This window comes from Pseudomonas sp. GCM10022186 (genome assembly GCF_042656385.1).
In the GTDB taxonomy this organism is placed as follows: domain Bacteria; phylum Pseudomonadota; class Gammaproteobacteria; order Pseudomonadales; family Pseudomonadaceae; genus Metapseudomonas.
The window spans coordinates 49293-65115 of the sequence record NZ_JBHSOU010000044.1 but is presented as its reverse complement, the minus strand read 5'-3'; the positions used below and the strand labels follow the sequence as shown (position 1 = coordinate 65115).

Sequence of the window (15823 nt, the reverse complement as noted above, 5' to 3'; positions counted from 1 at the left end):
TCCGCCACTTTGCCAATGCCCATGGAGGCTTCCATGTCCGCCTTCTCCAACCTGCCGCTGGTAATCGAGCCGGCTGACCTGGCGCCCCTGCTGGGTAACGACGCGCTGATCCTGGTCGATCTCACCAGCGCCGCCCGCTACGCCGCCGGCCATATCCCGGGCGCCCGCTTCGTCGACCCGAAGCGCACCCAGCTCGGCCAACCGCCCGCCCCGGGCCTGCTGCCGGCCAAGGCCGACCTCGAGGCGCTGTTCGGCGAACTCGGCCACCGCAGCGATGCCACCTATGTGGTGTACGACGATGAAGGCGGCGGCTGGGCCGGGCGCTTCATCTGGCTGCTGGATGTGATCGGCCACCCGCACTACCACTACCTGAACGGCGGCCTGCATGCCTGGCTGGCCGAAGGCCGCGAAACCGGCGAAGCCGTGCCCGCGCCGGTCGGCGGCCCGCTCGACCTGACCCTGCACGACGAGCCCACCGCCACCCGCGAATACCTGCAAGGCCGCCTCGGCGCCGCCGACCTGGCGATCTGGGACGCACGTGGCCCCGGCGAGTACAACGGCACCAAGGTACTGGCGGCCAAGGGCGGACATATCCCCGGCGCGGTCAACTTCGAATGGACCGCCGGCATGGACCCGGCCCGCGCCCTGCGCATCCGCACCGACATGGCGGAAATACTCCAGTCCCTGGGCATCACCCCGGACAAGGAAATCGTCACCCACTGCCACACCCACCACCGCTCGGGCTTCACCTACCTGGTCGCCAAGGCTCTCGGCTATCCCCGGGTCAAGGGTTACGCCGGTTCCTGGTCCGAGTGGGGCAACCATCCGGATACCCCCGTAGAACTCTGAGGCCCCACCGCCAAGGAAACCCAATGAAAGAACGCCTTTTCCTCATCGGCCAGTACCTGCTGCCCCATAACCTGGTTTCCCGCGCGGCCGGCTGCATCGCCGAATGCCGCGTACGCTGGTTCAAGAACGCCTTCACCGCCTGGTTCGCCAAGCGCTACCAGGTGGACATGAGTGAAGCGCTGGTCGAGGACGTCAGCGCCTACGAACACTTCAACGCCTTTTTCACCCGCGCCCTGAAACCCGGCGCGCGGCCGCTGGACGAGACGCCCGGCGCCATTCTCTGCCCGGCCGACGGCGCCATCAGCCAGCTCGGCCCGATCGAGCACGGCCGCTGCTTCCAGGCCAAGGGGCACAGCTTCAGCGTGCTGGAGCTGCTGGGTGGCGACGCCGAGCGCGCGGCACCCTTCATGGGTGGCGAGTTCGCCACCGTCTACCTCTCGCCCAAGGACTACCACCGGGTGCACGCGCCCCTGGGCGGCACCCTGCGCGAGATGGTCTACGTACCCGGCCGACTGTTCTCGGTGAACCAGAGCACCGCGGAGAACGTCCCCGAGCTCTTCGCCCGCAACGAGCGGGTGGTGTGCATCTTCGACACCGAGCGCGGCCCCATGGCCGTGGTCCTGGTGGGGGCGATGATCGTCGCCTCGATCGAGACCGTCTGGGCCGGCCTGGTCACGCCGCCCAGGCGCGAACTGAAGACCTTCAGCTACGACGAAGCGGCACGCGCACCCATCGAGCTGGAGAAAGGCGATGAGCTGGGCCGCTTCAAACTGGGCTCCACCGCCATCGTCCTCTTCGGCCCGGACCAGGTGCGCTGGGCCGACAGCGCCTGGCCCGGCAGCCAGGTGCGCATGGGCCAGCTGCTGGCCCTGCCCAAGGACGCCTGATCGACGATCCCCGGCCGAGCCCCTCGGCCGGGGCCGGATAACAAAGCGCCAGTGGCGGCAGCGAGCTGCCGACTCATCGACAGCCCCGTCAGGGATGAGCTGCCTCTGCGCACGGATGCTGATAGAGTGCTGAAACCTTGTCCACGCCAACACACGACACCCCGGAGTACCCGATCCAGATGGACCATCAGAGCCCTCACCTGCTATTGCGCGTACCCGCGCCGAGCAAGCAGAGCCTGTCCTTCTGCGACGCCACTCCCCGCGAGCTGAAACGCTGGATCTCGCACCTGCCGAAGGCCAACCTGGGCGAGACCGCCCGCCAGCTGTACCAGGCCCTGGCAGAGCTGAACCAGCTGGTCACCCCGAGCGAGAACCGCCTGCAGTTGCTGGAGCTGATACGCCCGGAGGTGCATTTCGTCTGCCAGCATCTGGAGCGCCACTTCCTCGGCCAGTCCATTGTCCTGGACGAGCGGCCGCGCAAGGTGGCCAATCTTTGCCAGGCCCTGCAGAACCATCTGGCCATCGGCTACAAGCTGATCATCGTGCAGGAATCGCCGCGTCCCGGCCGTGACCGCGAACGCATGCAAGTCCTCACCATCGCCCTGCAACGGGCACTGCACAGCCTCAACGGTTCGCTGATCCGCTCCAGCCAGCTCTATTGCCCGGTGCCTGAAGGCCTCTGGCTGGAAATGCACCAGCTCTACCAACTGGCGCGAAGCCGCCAGCTCCATGGCGTAACCGTACGCGACCCGCTGGCCCGACATACCCAGGGCCTCAGCGCCGAGCAGACCTACCTGGTCGCCCTGCTGCTGGGCTGCGCCCGCTGCAACCAGATGCGCCAGAACGGTATCGCCCGCCTGGCGGAAGCGCTGGAAGGCTGGAGCGCGATGGTGAACCTGCAGTCGGCCGAACTGCCCTCCAGCCTCTTCGCCGTGGCGCCACAACTGGACGGCCCGCCGCGCTACAAGTCGCTGTTCCATGAAGTCGAACCGCGCACCCTGCTGGGCCTGGACCCACTGCCGCTGGTGGACGCTATCCGCGAGTTCCTGCTGCTGTCACCCGAGCAGCACAGCCGGTCGCGCCTGCCGCTGCCCGAAGGTCTGAGCCTCGACCTGCTGCAGCACCTGGCCTCGGCCTGGGGCGACATTTCCGAGCGGACCTTCCAGCGCAATCCCGGCCAAGGCCGGCTGACCCTGTGCATCGGCATGAGCGCGCTGCACTTCTTCCTCGCTGGCAGCCGCCCCTTCGGTGAACTGCTCAAGCTACCCCAGGACAGCAGCCAGGCGGTGTTCGGCACCCTCGCCAAGCAGCCGGCGCAGGATGTCTGGGCCCAAGCCTTCGACGCCCAGCCCAACCAGGGCTGGCGATCCGGCGTGCCCCTGGAGGAAATCGAGTACACCCGCCCTGTCGCCGACAGCCATACACGGCCCGTCCAGGCCAGCACCGCGCCGGAAAGCTATCCGACCTTCGCCGTCGCGGTGATCAACCACAGCCCCGGCGGCTACTGCCTGAGCTGGCCGAAGGACGTCCCGAGCCAGCTGCAGGCCGGCGAGCTGCTCGGCGTGCAGGACGCGCCCGGCCAGGGCTGGAGCATCGCCGTGGTGCGCTGGATCCGCCAGGTACGTGGTGGCGGCACGCAGATGGGCATCGAGCTGGTGGCGCCCCAGGCGCAGTCCTGCGGCGTGCTCCTGCTGCGCAAGGGCGAACAGAACAGTCATTACCTGCGGGCCCTGCTGTTGCCGGCCATAGCCGCCATTTCCCGCCCGGCGACCCTGATCACCCCGCGCCTGCCATTCCAGGAAGGCAACAAGGTGCAGATCAACCTGCAGGGTGACGAACACCGCGCCGTGCTGACCCGGCGCCTGACCAGCACAGGCAGTTTCAACCAGTTCGAGTACCGGATCTTCGAGCAATCGCCCCCGCCAGAGGGGAAACCGGTCACAGGTCCGGGAAGCCAGGCACAAGGCGGCGAGGAAGATTTTGACTCGCTCTGGAAGTCACTGTAGATTCCCGAATCATCTCCATTCGTCGCCTATTCGCGCTCCTTCCGCGCTAAGTACAGGCCATGGCCATCGAAAAGAAGACGATCCGCCTGCTGATCCTGGAAGACTCGCAGAACGAAGCCGAGCGCCTGGTCAGCCTGTTCCGCAATGCCGGCCGCGCCACCCGCGTCCACCGCATCCTGTCCGCCGACGACCTGGGCGAAGCCCTGCAACAGAGCTGGGATCTGCTGATCGCCGCTCCCAGCAGCGAGCACCTGAGCCCGGGGGAAGCCCTCAACAGCATCCGCCGCCAGTCCAAGGACATCCCCTTCATCCAGCTGGTGCCGGAGAACGACTCCAACCTGATCACCGAGGCCCTGGCCCTGGGTGCCCAGGACGCCCTGCCCCAGGGTGAGGACGAACGTCTGGTGCTGGTGGCCAACCGCGAGCTGGCCAACCTGGAGCAACGCCGCGCCCGGCGCGCCGCCGAGGTCAGCCTGCGGGAGGCGGAGAAACGCTGCCAGCTGCTGCTGGACAGCTCGGTGGACGCCATCGCCTACGTCCACGACGGCATGCACATCTATGCCAACCGCGCCTACGTGGAGATGTTCGGCTACGAGGATGGCGACGAACTCGAAGGCATGCCGATGATCGACCTGATCGCCGCCGCCGACCAGGCAGGCTTCAAGGACTTCCTGAAGAACTACCGCGACGGCGACGGCAATGGCGAGCTCACTTGCAACGGCTGCAAGGTGGACGGCCAGACCTTCCAGGCGCGCATGGGCTTTTCCCCCGCGACCTACGATGGCGAACCCTGCATCCAGGTGGTGATCCGCGCCGAGTCCGACAGCACCGAGCTGGAAGAAAAGCTGCGCGAGATCAGCAGCCAGGACCTGGTCACCGGCCTGTTCAACCGCTCCCACTTCAACGAGCTGCTCGATGTCGCGGCCGAACGCGCGGTCAAGACCGGACAGCCGTCGAGCCTCGCCTACATCCGCGTCGCCCGCTATTCCGGGCTGCTGGCCGAAATCGGCATCGCCGGCGTCGACCTGCTGCTCACCGACCTGGCCAACCTGCTGCGCGCCCACTTCGCCGGCGAGGCCCAACTGGCCCGCTACGGCGACGACGTCTTCGGCGTCCTGCAAGCGGACCGCACCCCGGAGCAGGCCGAAGAAGGCCTGCAGAGCCTGCTGAAGAAGATCGACATCCATCTGTTCGACGTCAGCAGCCGCACGGTGCAGGTCAGCCTGTGCATCGGTGTCGCCGGTCTCAGCGAAACCACCCCCAAGGCCCAGGACGTGGTGGATCGCGCCCACCGCTGCGCGGACGAACTGGGCGAGCAGAACGGCCTCAAGCTCTATGACCCGGCCGACGAACTGGCCGCCGCGGCCAACCGCGGCAATCTGCTGGCCATGGTCCAGCAGGCCCTGGAGAACAACAGCTTCCGCTTGCTGTTCCAGCCGATCATCAGCCTGCGCGGCGACAGCTACGAGCACTACGAAGTGCTGCTGCGCCTGCTCAGCCCCCAGGGCGAGGAAGTGCCCCCCGCCGATTTCCTCGACGCCGCCCGGGAAGCCGGCCTGGCCGAAAAGATCGACCGCTGGGTGATCCTCAACTCCATCAAGCTGCTCGCCGAACACCGCGCCAAGGGCCACAACACCCGGCTCTTCGTCCACCTCTCCGGCGCCAGCCTGCAGGACCAGACCCTGCTGCCCTGGCTCAGCGTGGCACTGAAGGCGGCACGGCTGCCTTCCGACGCGCTGATCTTCCAGTTCAGCGAACCGGATGCCATCGCCTACCTGAAACAGGCCAAGGTCCTGACCCAGGGGCTTGCCGAGCTGCACTGCCAGGTGGCCCTGAGCCAGTTCGGCTGCGCCCTCAACCCCTTCAATACCCTCAAGCACCTGGCCATCGACTTCGTGAAGGTGGATGGCTCCTTCACCCAGGACCTGGGCCGCGCGGAGAACCAGGAAGTCCTCAAGACCCTGCTGGCCAGCCTGCACGCCCAGGCCAAGCTGACCATAGTGCCCTTCGTCGAGACCGCCAGCGTCCTGGCCACCCTCTGGCAGGCCGGGGTCAACTACATCCAGGGCTACTACCTGCAAGGCCCCAGCCAGGCCATGGACTACGACTTCTCGTCAGGCGACGAATAGCCTGTAGGAGCGAATTCATTCGCGAAAGGGGCCGCCTGCCCGTCACGACCGACCCACGAAAAAGCCGCCCGAAGGCGGCTTTTTCGTTTTCGCTGCGGCGATCAGTCCTGACCGTCGCGATCACGGAAGCCCAGCAGGTAGAGAATGCCGTCCAGGCCCAGGGTGGAGATGGCCTGCTTGGCCGACTGCTTGACCAGCGGCTTGGCGCGGAAGGCCACGCCCAGGCCGGCCAGGCCGAGCATCGGCAGGTCATTGGCACCGTCACCCACGGCGATGGTCTGCTCCAGGCGCAGGCCCTCCTTCTCGGCCAGCTCCCGCAGCAGATCGGCCTTGCGCTGGGCGTCCACTATGGGCTCGATGGCCACGCCGGTCAGCTTGCCGTCGACTACCTGCAGCTCGTTGGCGAACACGTAGTCGATGCCCAGCTTCGCCTGCAGTTGCTTGGCGAAGTAGCTGAAGCCGCCTGAGAGGATGGCGGTCTTGTAGCCCAGGCGCTTGAGCTCGGCGAACAGGGTTTCCGCCCCTTCGGTAAGACGCAGGGAGGCGCCGATCTCTTCCAGCACGTCCTCGGACAAGCCCTTGAGCAGGCCCAGGCGCTCCTTGAAACTGGCACGGAAGTCCAGTTCGCCACGCATGGCCCGTTCGGTGATCTCGGCGACCTGGTCGCCCACGCCGGCCGCCTTGGCCAGTTCGTCGATCACCTCGGCCTCGATCAGGGTCGAGTCCATGTCGAACACCGCCAGGCGACGGTTGCGACGGAACACCGAATCACGCTGGAAGGCGATGTCGACGTTCAGCTCCTGGGCCACGCTGAGGAACTCCGCGCGCAGGGCCACCGGGTCGGCCGGTTCGCCACGCACCGAGAACTCGATGCAGCCCTTGCCCTGGTCGGCCGGCATGTCCAGCGGCATACGCCCCGACAGACGGTCGATGTGATCGATGTTGAGACCGTACTTCGCGGTGATGGAGCTCACCCGCTGCAGCTGCTCCGCGGTCACCTTGCGGGTCAGCAGGGTAACGATGTGACGGCTCTTGCCCTGGCCGCCGACCCACTGCTGGTAGTCGGCCTCGGACACCGGGGTGAAGCGCACCTGCTGGTCCAGCTTGTAGGCGGTGAACAGCACGTCCTTGAGCACGGACGAGGCTTCGGCGCTGCCGGGAATCTCCACCAGGATGCCGAAGGACAGGGTGTCGTGGATCACCGCCTGGCCGATATCCAGAATGTTCACACCCCCCTGGGCCAGCACACCGGTAATGGCCGCGGTAAGGCCCGGGCGGTCCTCGCCAGTGATGTTGATCAGGACAATCTCGCGCAAGGCGCACCTCCCTCAGCGCATGAAAAGGCGCACATTCTACCCACTTTCCGATCGCCAGCGGCATGCCCGGAGCTTTGCCCTGCAAGGGGCGCTCGCTATACTGCGCCACAATTTCGTCCGAGAAGAGCCGCGCTCTGTGAACCGGCCCACGCCTGTCAAACCCGACAATTTCTTCCTGCTGATCTTCCACGCCCTGCGCCAGCGGCGTGTGCCGATCGCCCTGCGCATCGCCAGCCACAGCCTGTTGCTGGTGGCCCTGGCCCTGGTGATCTACGCCTGGGTAATGGGCATGCAGTTCAAGCAGGCCATGCAGCAGCAGGCCGACGCCCTTGGCCAGAGCCTGACCGCGCAGACCGCTGCGTCAGCCACCGAGCTGTTGGTGTCCAACGACATCCTCAGCCTCAACGTACTGCTCAACAACCTGGTGAAAAACCCGCTGGTGGCCCACGCGGCGATCTACAGCGTGGACAACCGCATACTCGCCGAAGCCGGCTCGCGCCCCAAACAGGGCCTGCTGGGAGAGGCCGAGGGCCTGTTTTCCACGCCCATCACCTTCCAGGAGGTGATCGCCGGGCATTTGCGTTTGAGCCTGGACATGGAGCAGTTCCAGCAGCCCATGACCATCAGCCTGCAGAGCATGGGCCTGCTCAGCCTGATCCTGCTGGCCCTGACGCTATCCCTGAGCCTGCGCCTCGGCCGCCATATTTCCACGCCATTGCTGCAGTTGCGGGTCTGGCTGCGCGATCCGGACGACCCCGCCCCCGGCGCCGGCCGCCAGGACGAGATCGGCGACCTGGCGCGCCAGCTGCAGGCGCGCCTGGTGCCGGAAAAGCCTGAGCCCGAGCCCATTCCGGAAGAGGACTACGCCGAGGCCGACGAGGACCTCCTGGAAGACGAGCAGGAGGAACTCGAACAGGACGAGCCGCAGGATGAAGAGGACGGCTTCCAGGTCCGCGACCTGCGTGACGACAGCTTCGACGGCGACGAAGACGCCCCGAGCAGGCTGTTCACCCCGGACGAGGAAGATCCCTTTGCCGACCTGCGCGAGGAAATGGCCGAAGAGCCCACCCCCGCCCCTGCGCCCGTGGCCGCCGCAGAGCCCCGGAACAGTGCCGTGCTGGCCATCCAGCTGGGTGCCCAGGACCAGTTGCGCCGCTTGCCGCGGGCGCGGCTGATGGACCTGCTGCAACGCTACCGCGACTGCCTGGACCAGGCCGCCCGCCTGTACCATGGCCAGTTGCTGACCCTCAACGACGGCAGCAGCCTGATGCTTTTCCACAGCGATGACAGCGGCGAGGACTACCTCACCCACGCCCTCTGCTGTGGCGAGCTGATGCGCGCCCTGGGCCACGCCCTGCAGATCGAGGTCGCCGACAGCGGCATCACCCTGCAACTGCAGCTGGGCCTGACCCTGGGTGAGGATCTCTCCGGCCTCGGCCAGGGCGACCTGCTGCTCGACGACACGACCCAGAACGCCCTGGCCCTGAGCCAGCACAGCCGCAACCTGCTGCTGGTGGAGCGCGCCATCGCCGAAGACGAGCTGGTGCGCCAGCGTGCGCGCATCCGCGCCATCACCAGCCCGGAAGGCGCCTGCTGCGTCGAGCGCCTGCTGGAGCCCTACCCCTCGCTGTTGGAACGCCAACTGGCACGCATGCACGAAGCCAGGGCGCATTGAACCCTCTGCATGACGAAGAAGCCCGCTGGATGCGGGCTTTTCCATGGCTGTTCGAGTTCCGGGCTACCCATTTGAGCCGATAGGTTGATCGTAGGGTGCGCCGTGCGCGCCGATTTCGATGCCCAGGAACTGGCACCGAGTCTGCCGACACCTGCCGGTGCGCATGGCGCACCCTACGCAAGCACACGCCAGCCTATGGGCGCCGCTGCACGGCCTTCGCGAATGAATTCGCCCACAAGGCGGTGTCATGTCGGCCGTGTAGGGGGATAGCGCTTTTCTATCCACCAGCGAGGCCGTGCAAGACACCGGTGTGTGGAAATCCCCAAAGGGATTTCCACCCTGGGCGCCGATTGACATGGAACCTCCCCCAAACGGCTTGCGGCGGCACAAAGCCGCGAACGGAAAGAAAAAAGCCCGCATCAAGCGGGCTTTTTTCATGATCAGGCGATCATCAGAAGCGGAACACTTCCACGTCAGTGCGCACCGGGGCCGCCATGGGGATCTTTGGCGGCTGAGGCTCCTTGGCTTTGGCCGGGGCGGCGGGGGCGGCCGGTTTGCGCGGCACCTCGACGGTGACCGGCTGACCTTCCAGGGGCTTCACCGCGGCGGCCAGTTGTTCGGCCAGTTGCTGCAGCAGCTTGCTCTGGGCCCGCACCTGGTCGGCGGCGGTACCGGTGTGTGGTTCTTCAAGGCGCACGAGGCGGCTGTCACGCAGCTGGCCGGCACGGTCCAGCAGGCGCCACTGCGCCTCCAGCACGGCCGAACGCTGGGGGCCGGAGTCCAGGCGGCTGATGGTCAGCAGCACCTGCACCTCGGGGGTGAAGCCGGGATTGCCGGGCGCCAGTACCAGGCGCTGGCTGTCCAGGCGCCAGGACAACTGGCGCAGCAGCACCTGGTCGATATCCGCCGCCAGGCTGCCGGCCCAGCGACCGTCCGGAGCCGCGGTCAGGGTGCCGTCGGGCTGGCGTTGCAGGAGGGTTTCACGCTGCAGGTAATCGGCCACGGTCACCGGGCCAAGCAATACCTGCATCCCAGCCTTCTTGGACGGCACCTCCGGGGTGCCCGCGTCCAGCTGGAACATGGGAACAGGGGGGCTATGTACGCAGCCAGCAAGGCCGACGAAGCCTGCCAGCATCAAAGCCAGGGAAAAACGCACGGTCATCAATATCACCCACGGCCGCCTTGTGGGCAGCCTGCAGTCGAATTCATTCGTCCTCGCCATCATTGGCAGTGGCGAGGGGACATATCATCCGTCAATGTGGCGCAGGACTCCAGAGCCCCACGTCAATTCACTGTCGCCAGCATCAGGCCAGCGCCTCCACCAGCAGCGCATCGACCCGCTGGAAGCCGCGTGGCAGCTTGTTGCCGCGGCGTCCACGCTCGCCCTTGTAATGCTCCAGGTCGTCGGCCTTGAGCGACAGGGTGCGCTTGCCGGCCTGCAGTACCAGGGTCGAACCGGCCGGCAGAACGGCCAGGTCGGCGAGATATTCCTCGCGACTGGCCACACGATCGCCGGGAATGCCGATGATCTTGTTGCCCTTGCCTTTGGCCAGCTGCGGCAGGTCGGCGACCTTGAACAGCAACAGGCGGCCTTCCGTGGTCACGGCCGCCAACCAGTCTTCTTCGACGTTCTGCACCGTCCGCGGGGACACCACCTTGGCGCCATTGGGCAGGCTGAGCAGGGCCTTGCCCGCCTTGTTCTTGGCCTGCAGGTCGGCGCCCTTGACCACGAAACCGTAGCCGGCGTCCGACGCGATGACATAGGTGGCGTCATCCTCGGGCAGCAGCACGCACTCGAAGCTGGCTCCCGGCGGCGGCGTCAGCCTGCCGGTGAGCGGCTCGCCCTGGCCACGGGCCGAAGGCAGCGAGTGAGCGGCCAGGGAGTAGCTGCGGCCAGTGGAATCGATGAACACCGCGTACTGGTTCGAGCGCCCCGGCGCAGCGGCCTTGAACAGGTCACCGGCCTTGTAGGACAGGGCGGCGGCATCGATGTCGTGGCCCTTGGCGCAGCGCACCCAGCCCTTCTCGGACAGCACCACGGTCACCGGTTCGGTGGGCATCAGCTCGGTTTCCGACAGGGCCCGGGCCTCGGCGCGGGCGACGATCGGCGAGCGGCGGTCGTCGCCGTAGGTCTCGGCGTCCTTGATCAGCTCCTCGCGCACCAGCTTCTTCAGCTTGGTCTCGCTGCCCAGCAGGGCCAGCAGTTTCTTCTGCTCCTTGAGCAGCTCCTCCTGCTCGCCGCGGATCTTCATCTCTTCCAGGCGCGCCAGCTGACGCAGACGGGTATCGAGAATGTAGTCGGCCTGGATCTCGGTGAGGCTGAAACGTTCCATCAGCACCGGCTTGGGCTGGTCCTCGGTGCGGATGATGTGGATCACCTCGTCGAGGTTGAGGAAGGCGATCAGCAAGCCGTCCAGCAGGTGCAGGCGCTTTTCCACCTTGTCCAGGCGGAACTGCAGGCGACGGCGCACGGTGCCGATGCGGTAGGTCAGCCACTCGCTCAGCAGGGTGCGCAGGTCCTTGACCTGGGGCTTGCCGTCCAGGCCGATGACATTGGTGTTGACCCGGTAGCTGGACTCCAGGTCGGTGGTGGCGAACAGGTGCTGCATCAGTTCGTCCGCATCCACCCGGTTGGAGCGCGGGATGATGACGATACGGGTGGGGTTCTCATGGTCCGATTCGTCGCGCAGGTCGGCCACCATCGGCAGCTTCTTGGCCTGCATCTGGCCGGCGATCTGCTCCAGCACCTTGGCCCCGGAGACCTGGTGCGGCAGCGCGGTGACCACGATGTCGCCGTCTTCCACCCGGTATACCGCGCGCATGCGCACCGAGCCGCGGCCGCTTTCGTAGATCTTCACCAGGTCGGCGCGGGGGGTGATCACCTCCGCCTCGGTGGGGAAGTCCGGGCCGAGGATGTGCTCGCAGAGCTGTTCCACGGTGGCGCCCGGCTCGTCCAGCAGGCGCACGCAGGCGGCCGCGACTTCCCGCAGGTTGTGCGGCGGCACGTCGGTGGCCATGCCCACGGCGATGCCGGTGGTGCCGTTGAGCAGCAGGTTGGGCAGGCGCGCCGGCAGGGTCGCCGGCTCGTTCAGGGTGCCGTCGAAGTTCGGCACCCAGTCCACGGTGCCCTGGCCGAGTTCGGAGAGCAGCACCTCGGAATAGCGCGACAGGCGCGCCTCGGTATAACGCATGGCGGCGAAGGACTTGGGATCGTCCGGGGCACCCCAGTTGCCCTGGCCGTCCACCAAGGTGTAGCGGTAGCTGAAAGGCTGGGCCATCAACACCATGGCCTCGTAGCAGGCCGAGTCGCCGTGGGGGTGGAACTTGCCGAGCACGTCGCCGACGGTACGCGCGGATTTCTTGTGCTTGGCGTCGGCGTCCAGGCCCAGCTCGCTCATGGCGTAGACGATACGACGTTGAACCGGCTTCAGGCCGTCGCCGATATGCGGCAGGGCGCGGTCCATGATCACGTACATGGAGTAATTGAGGTAGGCCTGTTCGGTGAAGTCGGCCAGGGAGCGGCGCTCAACGCCTTCCAGGCTCAGATCGAGGGATTCGCTCATGCGTGCCTCACGGGGAAGTGACTTGGCGCAGCACCAGGGTGCCGTCGCGCTGGGTGAATTCGAGTTGCTTGAGGGCGCTCATGCCGAGCAGCACCTCATCGCCGTCCATGCCCGGCACTATGATGGCCGGCACCCGGGACAGGCGGATGTCACCCAGGCGCAGGTCCTGCAGCTGGGTGCGCTGGCCGGTGACGCGGCCGTTGGCGGTACTCAGGGTGACCGGCGCGCCGGGCGCGAGGCCGAGACGTTCGGCCAGCCGGGCGGGAACGGCCACCTGGGTGGCGCCGGTGTCGAGGAGGAAGGTCACGCCCTGGCCATCGATGCGGCCATCGAGCAGGTAATGCCCCTGACGGCTGCTGACCAGGCGCACTTCGACGTAGCCGTCGCCGCGCACCGACTGGGGTTCGCGATTGGGATTGCGCTGGCGATCTTCCCAGACGCCGAAGTAATGGGTCGCCAGGAGCAGGCCGACGCCCCAGGCGAGCACCAGCATGACCCTTCCCGCGCGTTTGCCCGGCGTTTGCGTGGTCATTTCGCGCCCCAGCCGCCCTTGGGTGCGGAAAAGCGCCAGACGATGGGACGGCGCTCGCCGTCGCCACGGGCCTTGCCGCCGTTGTCGAGGCCGATCCAGGCACCTTCGGCGTCGATGGACAGGGCTTCGGCCACGCCGAAGGGCACGCTGTAGCGGCGGGTATCGGCCAGGGCTTCCTCGGCAAAGGACCAGCAGCGTTCCACCTCGCCGTTGCTCGGCTTGCGCCGGCAGATCTGGTGGGCCAGGCGTTCCAGGGTGAAGAGCTTTTCATCGAGGAAGGCGACGTCGGAGAAGTCCCGCGGCATTTGCTGCTCGCTGCCGACTGGGGCGGGCGGACGCTCGGTGCCGGCTTCGCTGAAGATCACGCAACTGCCGCTGCAGCGCCAGATGGACTGCTGCTTGTGCAGCACCGTCAGGCCGCGGCGCTCGCGCTCGGCGGCGAGCCAGAGCCGCTCGCCCTTGGGATCGATGGCGATGCCTTCCAGCAGCGCATTGAAGTGCAGCAGCATGCCACTGGCGCGGGCCTGGCGCACCAGGCTGCCCGGCAGCAGCAGCCAGTTGGGCTCGCCGGCCAGCGGCACCTGCAGCACCGCCGCATGGGTTTCGCTGACCAGGTAGCGGTTACCGGCGGCATCGCAGCTGATGCCTTCGAAGTCCAGCTCGTTGCCCCGCAGCAGACCGATGACCCAGGCACGCGTACGCACACCCCAGGGCAGGTTGCTCGGCGGCGCCGGCGGGGCCAGGAAGGGTTCGGTCCGGGCCTGCAGCACGCCGCCTATGGGCTTGAGCCGGTACAGCTGGTTATCCACCCGGTCGGACACCGCCAGCAGCTCGCCGCTGCACAGGGACAGCCCGGAAAGGTTGCCCTGGGGCATGCCGTCCACCGGGTACTCGGCGGCCAGGCGCAACTGATCGGGATCGTCGGCGGCCTGGAGCGTCGCGGCGAACAGCAGGGAGAGGAGGATCAGCGCTCCCCTCACACCATGACCTCGGCCAGGTTGCCCTTGGACTCCAGCCAGGATTTGCGGTCGCTGGCACGCTTCTTGGCCAGCAGCATGTCCATGATTTCCACCGTCCCCTCCGTGTCTTCCAGGGTCAGCTGGACCAGGCGACGGGTGTTGGGGTCCATGGTGGTTTCGCGCAGCTGCGGCGGATTCATCTCACCCAGGCCCTTGAAGCGGGTGACCTGTGGCTTGCCACGCTTCTTCTCGGCCACCAGGCGGTCGAGGATGCCGTCACGCTCGGCTTCGTCCAGGGCGTAGTAGATTTCCTTGCCCAGGTCGATGCGGAACAGCGGCGGCATCGCCACGTAGACATGCCCCGCTTCCACCAGGGGGCGGAAGTGGCGGACGAACAGCGCGCACAGCAGGGTGGCGATGTGCAGGCCGTCGGAGTCGGCGTCGGCGAGGATGCAGATCTTGCCGTAGCGCAGCTGGGTCAGGTCATGGGCGCCGGGATCGACGCCGATGGCCACCGCGATGTCATGCACTTCCTGGGATGCCAGCACCTCGCCGCCGTCCACTTCCCAGGTGTTCAGGATCTTGCCGCGCAGCGGCATGATCGCCTGGAACTCCTTGTCCCGCGCCTGCTTGGCCGAACCGCCGGCGGAATCGCCCTCCACCAGGAAGAGTTCGGCGCGCATGGGTTCCTGGCCGGCACAGTCGGCCAGCTTGCCGGGCAGCGCCGGGCCCTGGGTGATCTTCTTGCGTTCGACCTTCTTGCCCGCCTTGAGGCGACGGCCGGCATTGCTGATGGCCAGTTCGGCCAGCTGCATGCCCATTTCAGGGTGGGCGTTGAGCCAGAGGCTGAAGGCGTCCTTGACCACGCCGGAAACGAAGGCGGCCGCCTCGCGGGAGGACAGGCGCTCCTTGGTCTGGCCGGAGAACTGTGGTTCCTGCAGCTTCATCGAGAGGACGAAGGCGATGCGCTCCCAGACGTCCTCGGGGGCCAGCTTGACCCCGCGTGGCAGCAGGTTGCGGAATTCGCAGAACTCGCGCATGGCGTCCAGCAGGCCCTGGCGCAGGCCGTTTACATGGGTGCCGCCCTGGGCGGTGGGGATCAGGTTGACGTAGCTTTCCTGGACGCTGTCACCCCCCTCGGGCAGCCAGAGCAGCGCCCAGTCCACCGCTTCCTTGTTGCCGGCCAGGCTGCCGCAGAACGGCTCGCTCGGCAGACGTTCGAACTCGCTGACCGCATCTACCAGGTAGGAACGCAGGCCGTCTTCGAAATGCCACTCGACGCGCTCGCCGCTGGCCTTGTCCTCGAAGCTGACCGAGAGGCCCGGGCAGAGCACGGCCTTGGCTTTCAGCACATGCTTGAGGCGGCTGACGGAGAACTTGTGGGAGTCGAAGTACTTGGCGTCCGGCCAGAAGTGCACGCTGGTGCCGGTATTGCGCTTGCCGACCGTGCCGATGACCTCCAGCTCGCTGGCCTTGAAGCCGTCGGCGAAGCTCATCATGTATTCGCTGCCCTCGCGCTTGACCCGTACCTCGACGCGGGTGGACAGGGCGTTCACCACCGAGATGCCGACACCGTGCAGGCCGCCGGAGAACTGGTAGTTCTTGTTGGAGAACTTGCCGCCGGCATGCAGCTTGGTGAGGATCAGCTCGACGCCGGGCACCCCTTCCTCGGGGTGGATATCCACCGGCATGCCGCGGCCGTCGTCGATCACCTGCAGGGAATTGTCCTCGTGGAGGATCACCTGCACGCTCCTGGCGTGGCCGGCCAGGGCCTCGTCCACGCTGTTATCGATGACTTCCTGGGCCAGGTGGTTGGGCCGGGTGGTGTCGGTGTACATGCCCGGGCGCTTGCGCACCGGGTCGAGGCCGGAGAGGACTTCGATGGCATCCGCGTTGTAAGTAGCCAT

At 66.9% G+C, this 15823-nt stretch carries 11 protein-coding genes; 5 read left to right on the top strand and 6 right to left on the bottom strand.

Annotated features, from left to right (window positions below):
- Positions 1-33: 33 nt before the first annotated feature.
- The 4 genes from rhdA (at position 34) to ACFPU0_RS15015 (ending at position 5871) form a co-directional block, all read left to right on the top strand.
- Positions 34-849 carry a thiosulfate sulfurtransferase gene (rhdA, locus tag ACFPU0_RS15030; protein WP_377693901.1) on the top strand — a complete coding sequence of 272 codons (816 nt, stop codon included), beginning with the start codon at positions 34-36 and terminating at the stop codon, positions 847-849.
- A 23-nt stretch (positions 850-872) separates the two neighbouring features.
- The gene (gene asd / locus ACFPU0_RS15025) at positions 873-1736 is read left to right on the top strand and encodes an archaetidylserine decarboxylase (protein ID WP_377693900.1); all 864 of its coding nucleotides are present in this window, start codon (positions 873-875) and stop codon (positions 1734-1736) included.
- A gap of 179 nt (positions 1737-1915) precedes the next feature.
- Positions 1916-3742: a molecular chaperone gene (locus ACFPU0_RS15020; RefSeq protein ID WP_377694314.1), complete on the top strand. Its 1827-nt coding sequence runs from the start codon at positions 1916-1918 to the stop codon at positions 3740-3742.
- Between the two features lie 59 nt (positions 3743-3801).
- A complete protein-coding gene (locus ACFPU0_RS15015; protein ID WP_377693899.1) occupies positions 3802-5871 on the top strand; it encodes an EAL domain-containing protein in 2070 nt (689 codons plus the stop codon).
- 101 nt (positions 5872-5972) lie between these two features.
- Here ACFPU0_RS15015 and serB read toward each other — a convergent pair whose 3' ends face one another.
- Positions 5973-7187, bottom strand: coding sequence for a phosphoserine phosphatase SerB (gene serB, locus ACFPU0_RS15010; RefSeq protein WP_377693898.1), 1215 nt, complete (start codon positions 7185-7187; stop codon positions 5973-5975).
- A gap of 136 nt (positions 7188-7323) precedes the next feature.
- On the opposite strand from serB, the gene ACFPU0_RS15005 reads away from it, so the two are divergent.
- Positions 7324-8862, top strand: coding sequence for a histidine kinase (locus ACFPU0_RS15005; protein WP_377693897.1), 1539 nt, complete (start codon positions 7324-7326; stop codon positions 8860-8862).
- 451 nt (positions 8863-9313) lie between these two features.
- On the opposite strand, the gene ACFPU0_RS15000 is transcribed toward ACFPU0_RS15005, so the two are convergent.
- From ACFPU0_RS15000 to parE, 5 genes are all read right to left on the bottom strand, one after another.
- Positions 9314-10027 carry a PqiC family protein gene (locus ACFPU0_RS15000; RefSeq protein WP_377694312.1) on the bottom strand — a complete coding sequence of 238 codons (714 nt, stop codon included), beginning with the start codon at positions 10025-10027 and terminating at the stop codon, positions 9314-9316.
- Between the two features lie 139 nt (positions 10028-10166).
- The gene (gene parC, locus ACFPU0_RS14995) at positions 10167-12425 is read right to left on the bottom strand and encodes a DNA topoisomerase IV subunit A (protein WP_377693896.1); all 2259 of its coding nucleotides are present in this window, start codon (positions 12423-12425) and stop codon (positions 10167-10169) included.
- 7 nt (positions 12426-12432) lie between these two features.
- Complete coding sequence (locus ACFPU0_RS14990) at positions 12433-12957, bottom strand: retropepsin-like aspartic protease family protein (RefSeq protein ID WP_377693895.1); 525 nt, start codon at positions 12955-12957, stop codon at positions 12433-12435.
- Positions 12954-13937, bottom strand: coding sequence for an esterase-like activity of phytase family protein (locus tag ACFPU0_RS14985; protein ID WP_377693894.1), 984 nt, complete (start codon positions 13935-13937; stop codon positions 12954-12956). Before ACFPU0_RS14985 ends, ACFPU0_RS14990 begins: the two co-directional genes overlap by 4 nt.
- Positions 13934-15823, bottom strand: a complete 1890-nt coding sequence (gene parE / locus ACFPU0_RS14980; protein WP_377693893.1) for a DNA topoisomerase IV subunit B — start codon at positions 15821-15823, stop codon at positions 13934-13936. The genes ACFPU0_RS14985 and parE overlap by 4 nt, the downstream gene beginning before the upstream one ends.

Excerpts from the sequence above, each read along its gene's own strand:
- rhdA (WP_377693901.1), top strand. The coding sequence starts at position 34 with ATGTCCGCCTTCTCCAACCTGCCGCTGGTAATCGAGCCGGCTGACCTG.
- asd (WP_377693900.1), top strand. The coding sequence starts at position 873 with ATGAAAGAACGCCTTTTCCTCATCGGCCAGTACCTGCTGCCCCATAAC.
- ACFPU0_RS15020 (WP_377694314.1), top strand. The coding sequence starts at position 1,916 with ATGGACCATCAGAGCCCTCACCTGCTATTGCGCGTACCCGCGCCGAGC.
- ACFPU0_RS15015 (WP_377693899.1), top strand. The coding sequence starts at position 3,802 with ATGGCCATCGAAAAGAAGACGATCCGCCTGCTGATCCTGGAAGACTCG.
- parC (WP_377693896.1), bottom strand. The coding sequence starts at position 12,425 with ATGAGCGAATCCCTCGATCTGAGCCTGGAAGGCGTTGAGCGCCGCTCC.
- ACFPU0_RS14990 (WP_377693895.1), bottom strand. The coding sequence starts at position 12,957 with ATGACCACGCAAACGCCGGGCAAACGCGCGGGAAGGGTCATGCTGGTG.
- parE (WP_377693893.1), bottom strand. The coding sequence starts at position 15,823 with ATGGCTACTTACAACGCGGATGCCATCGAAGTCCTCTCCGGCCTCGAC.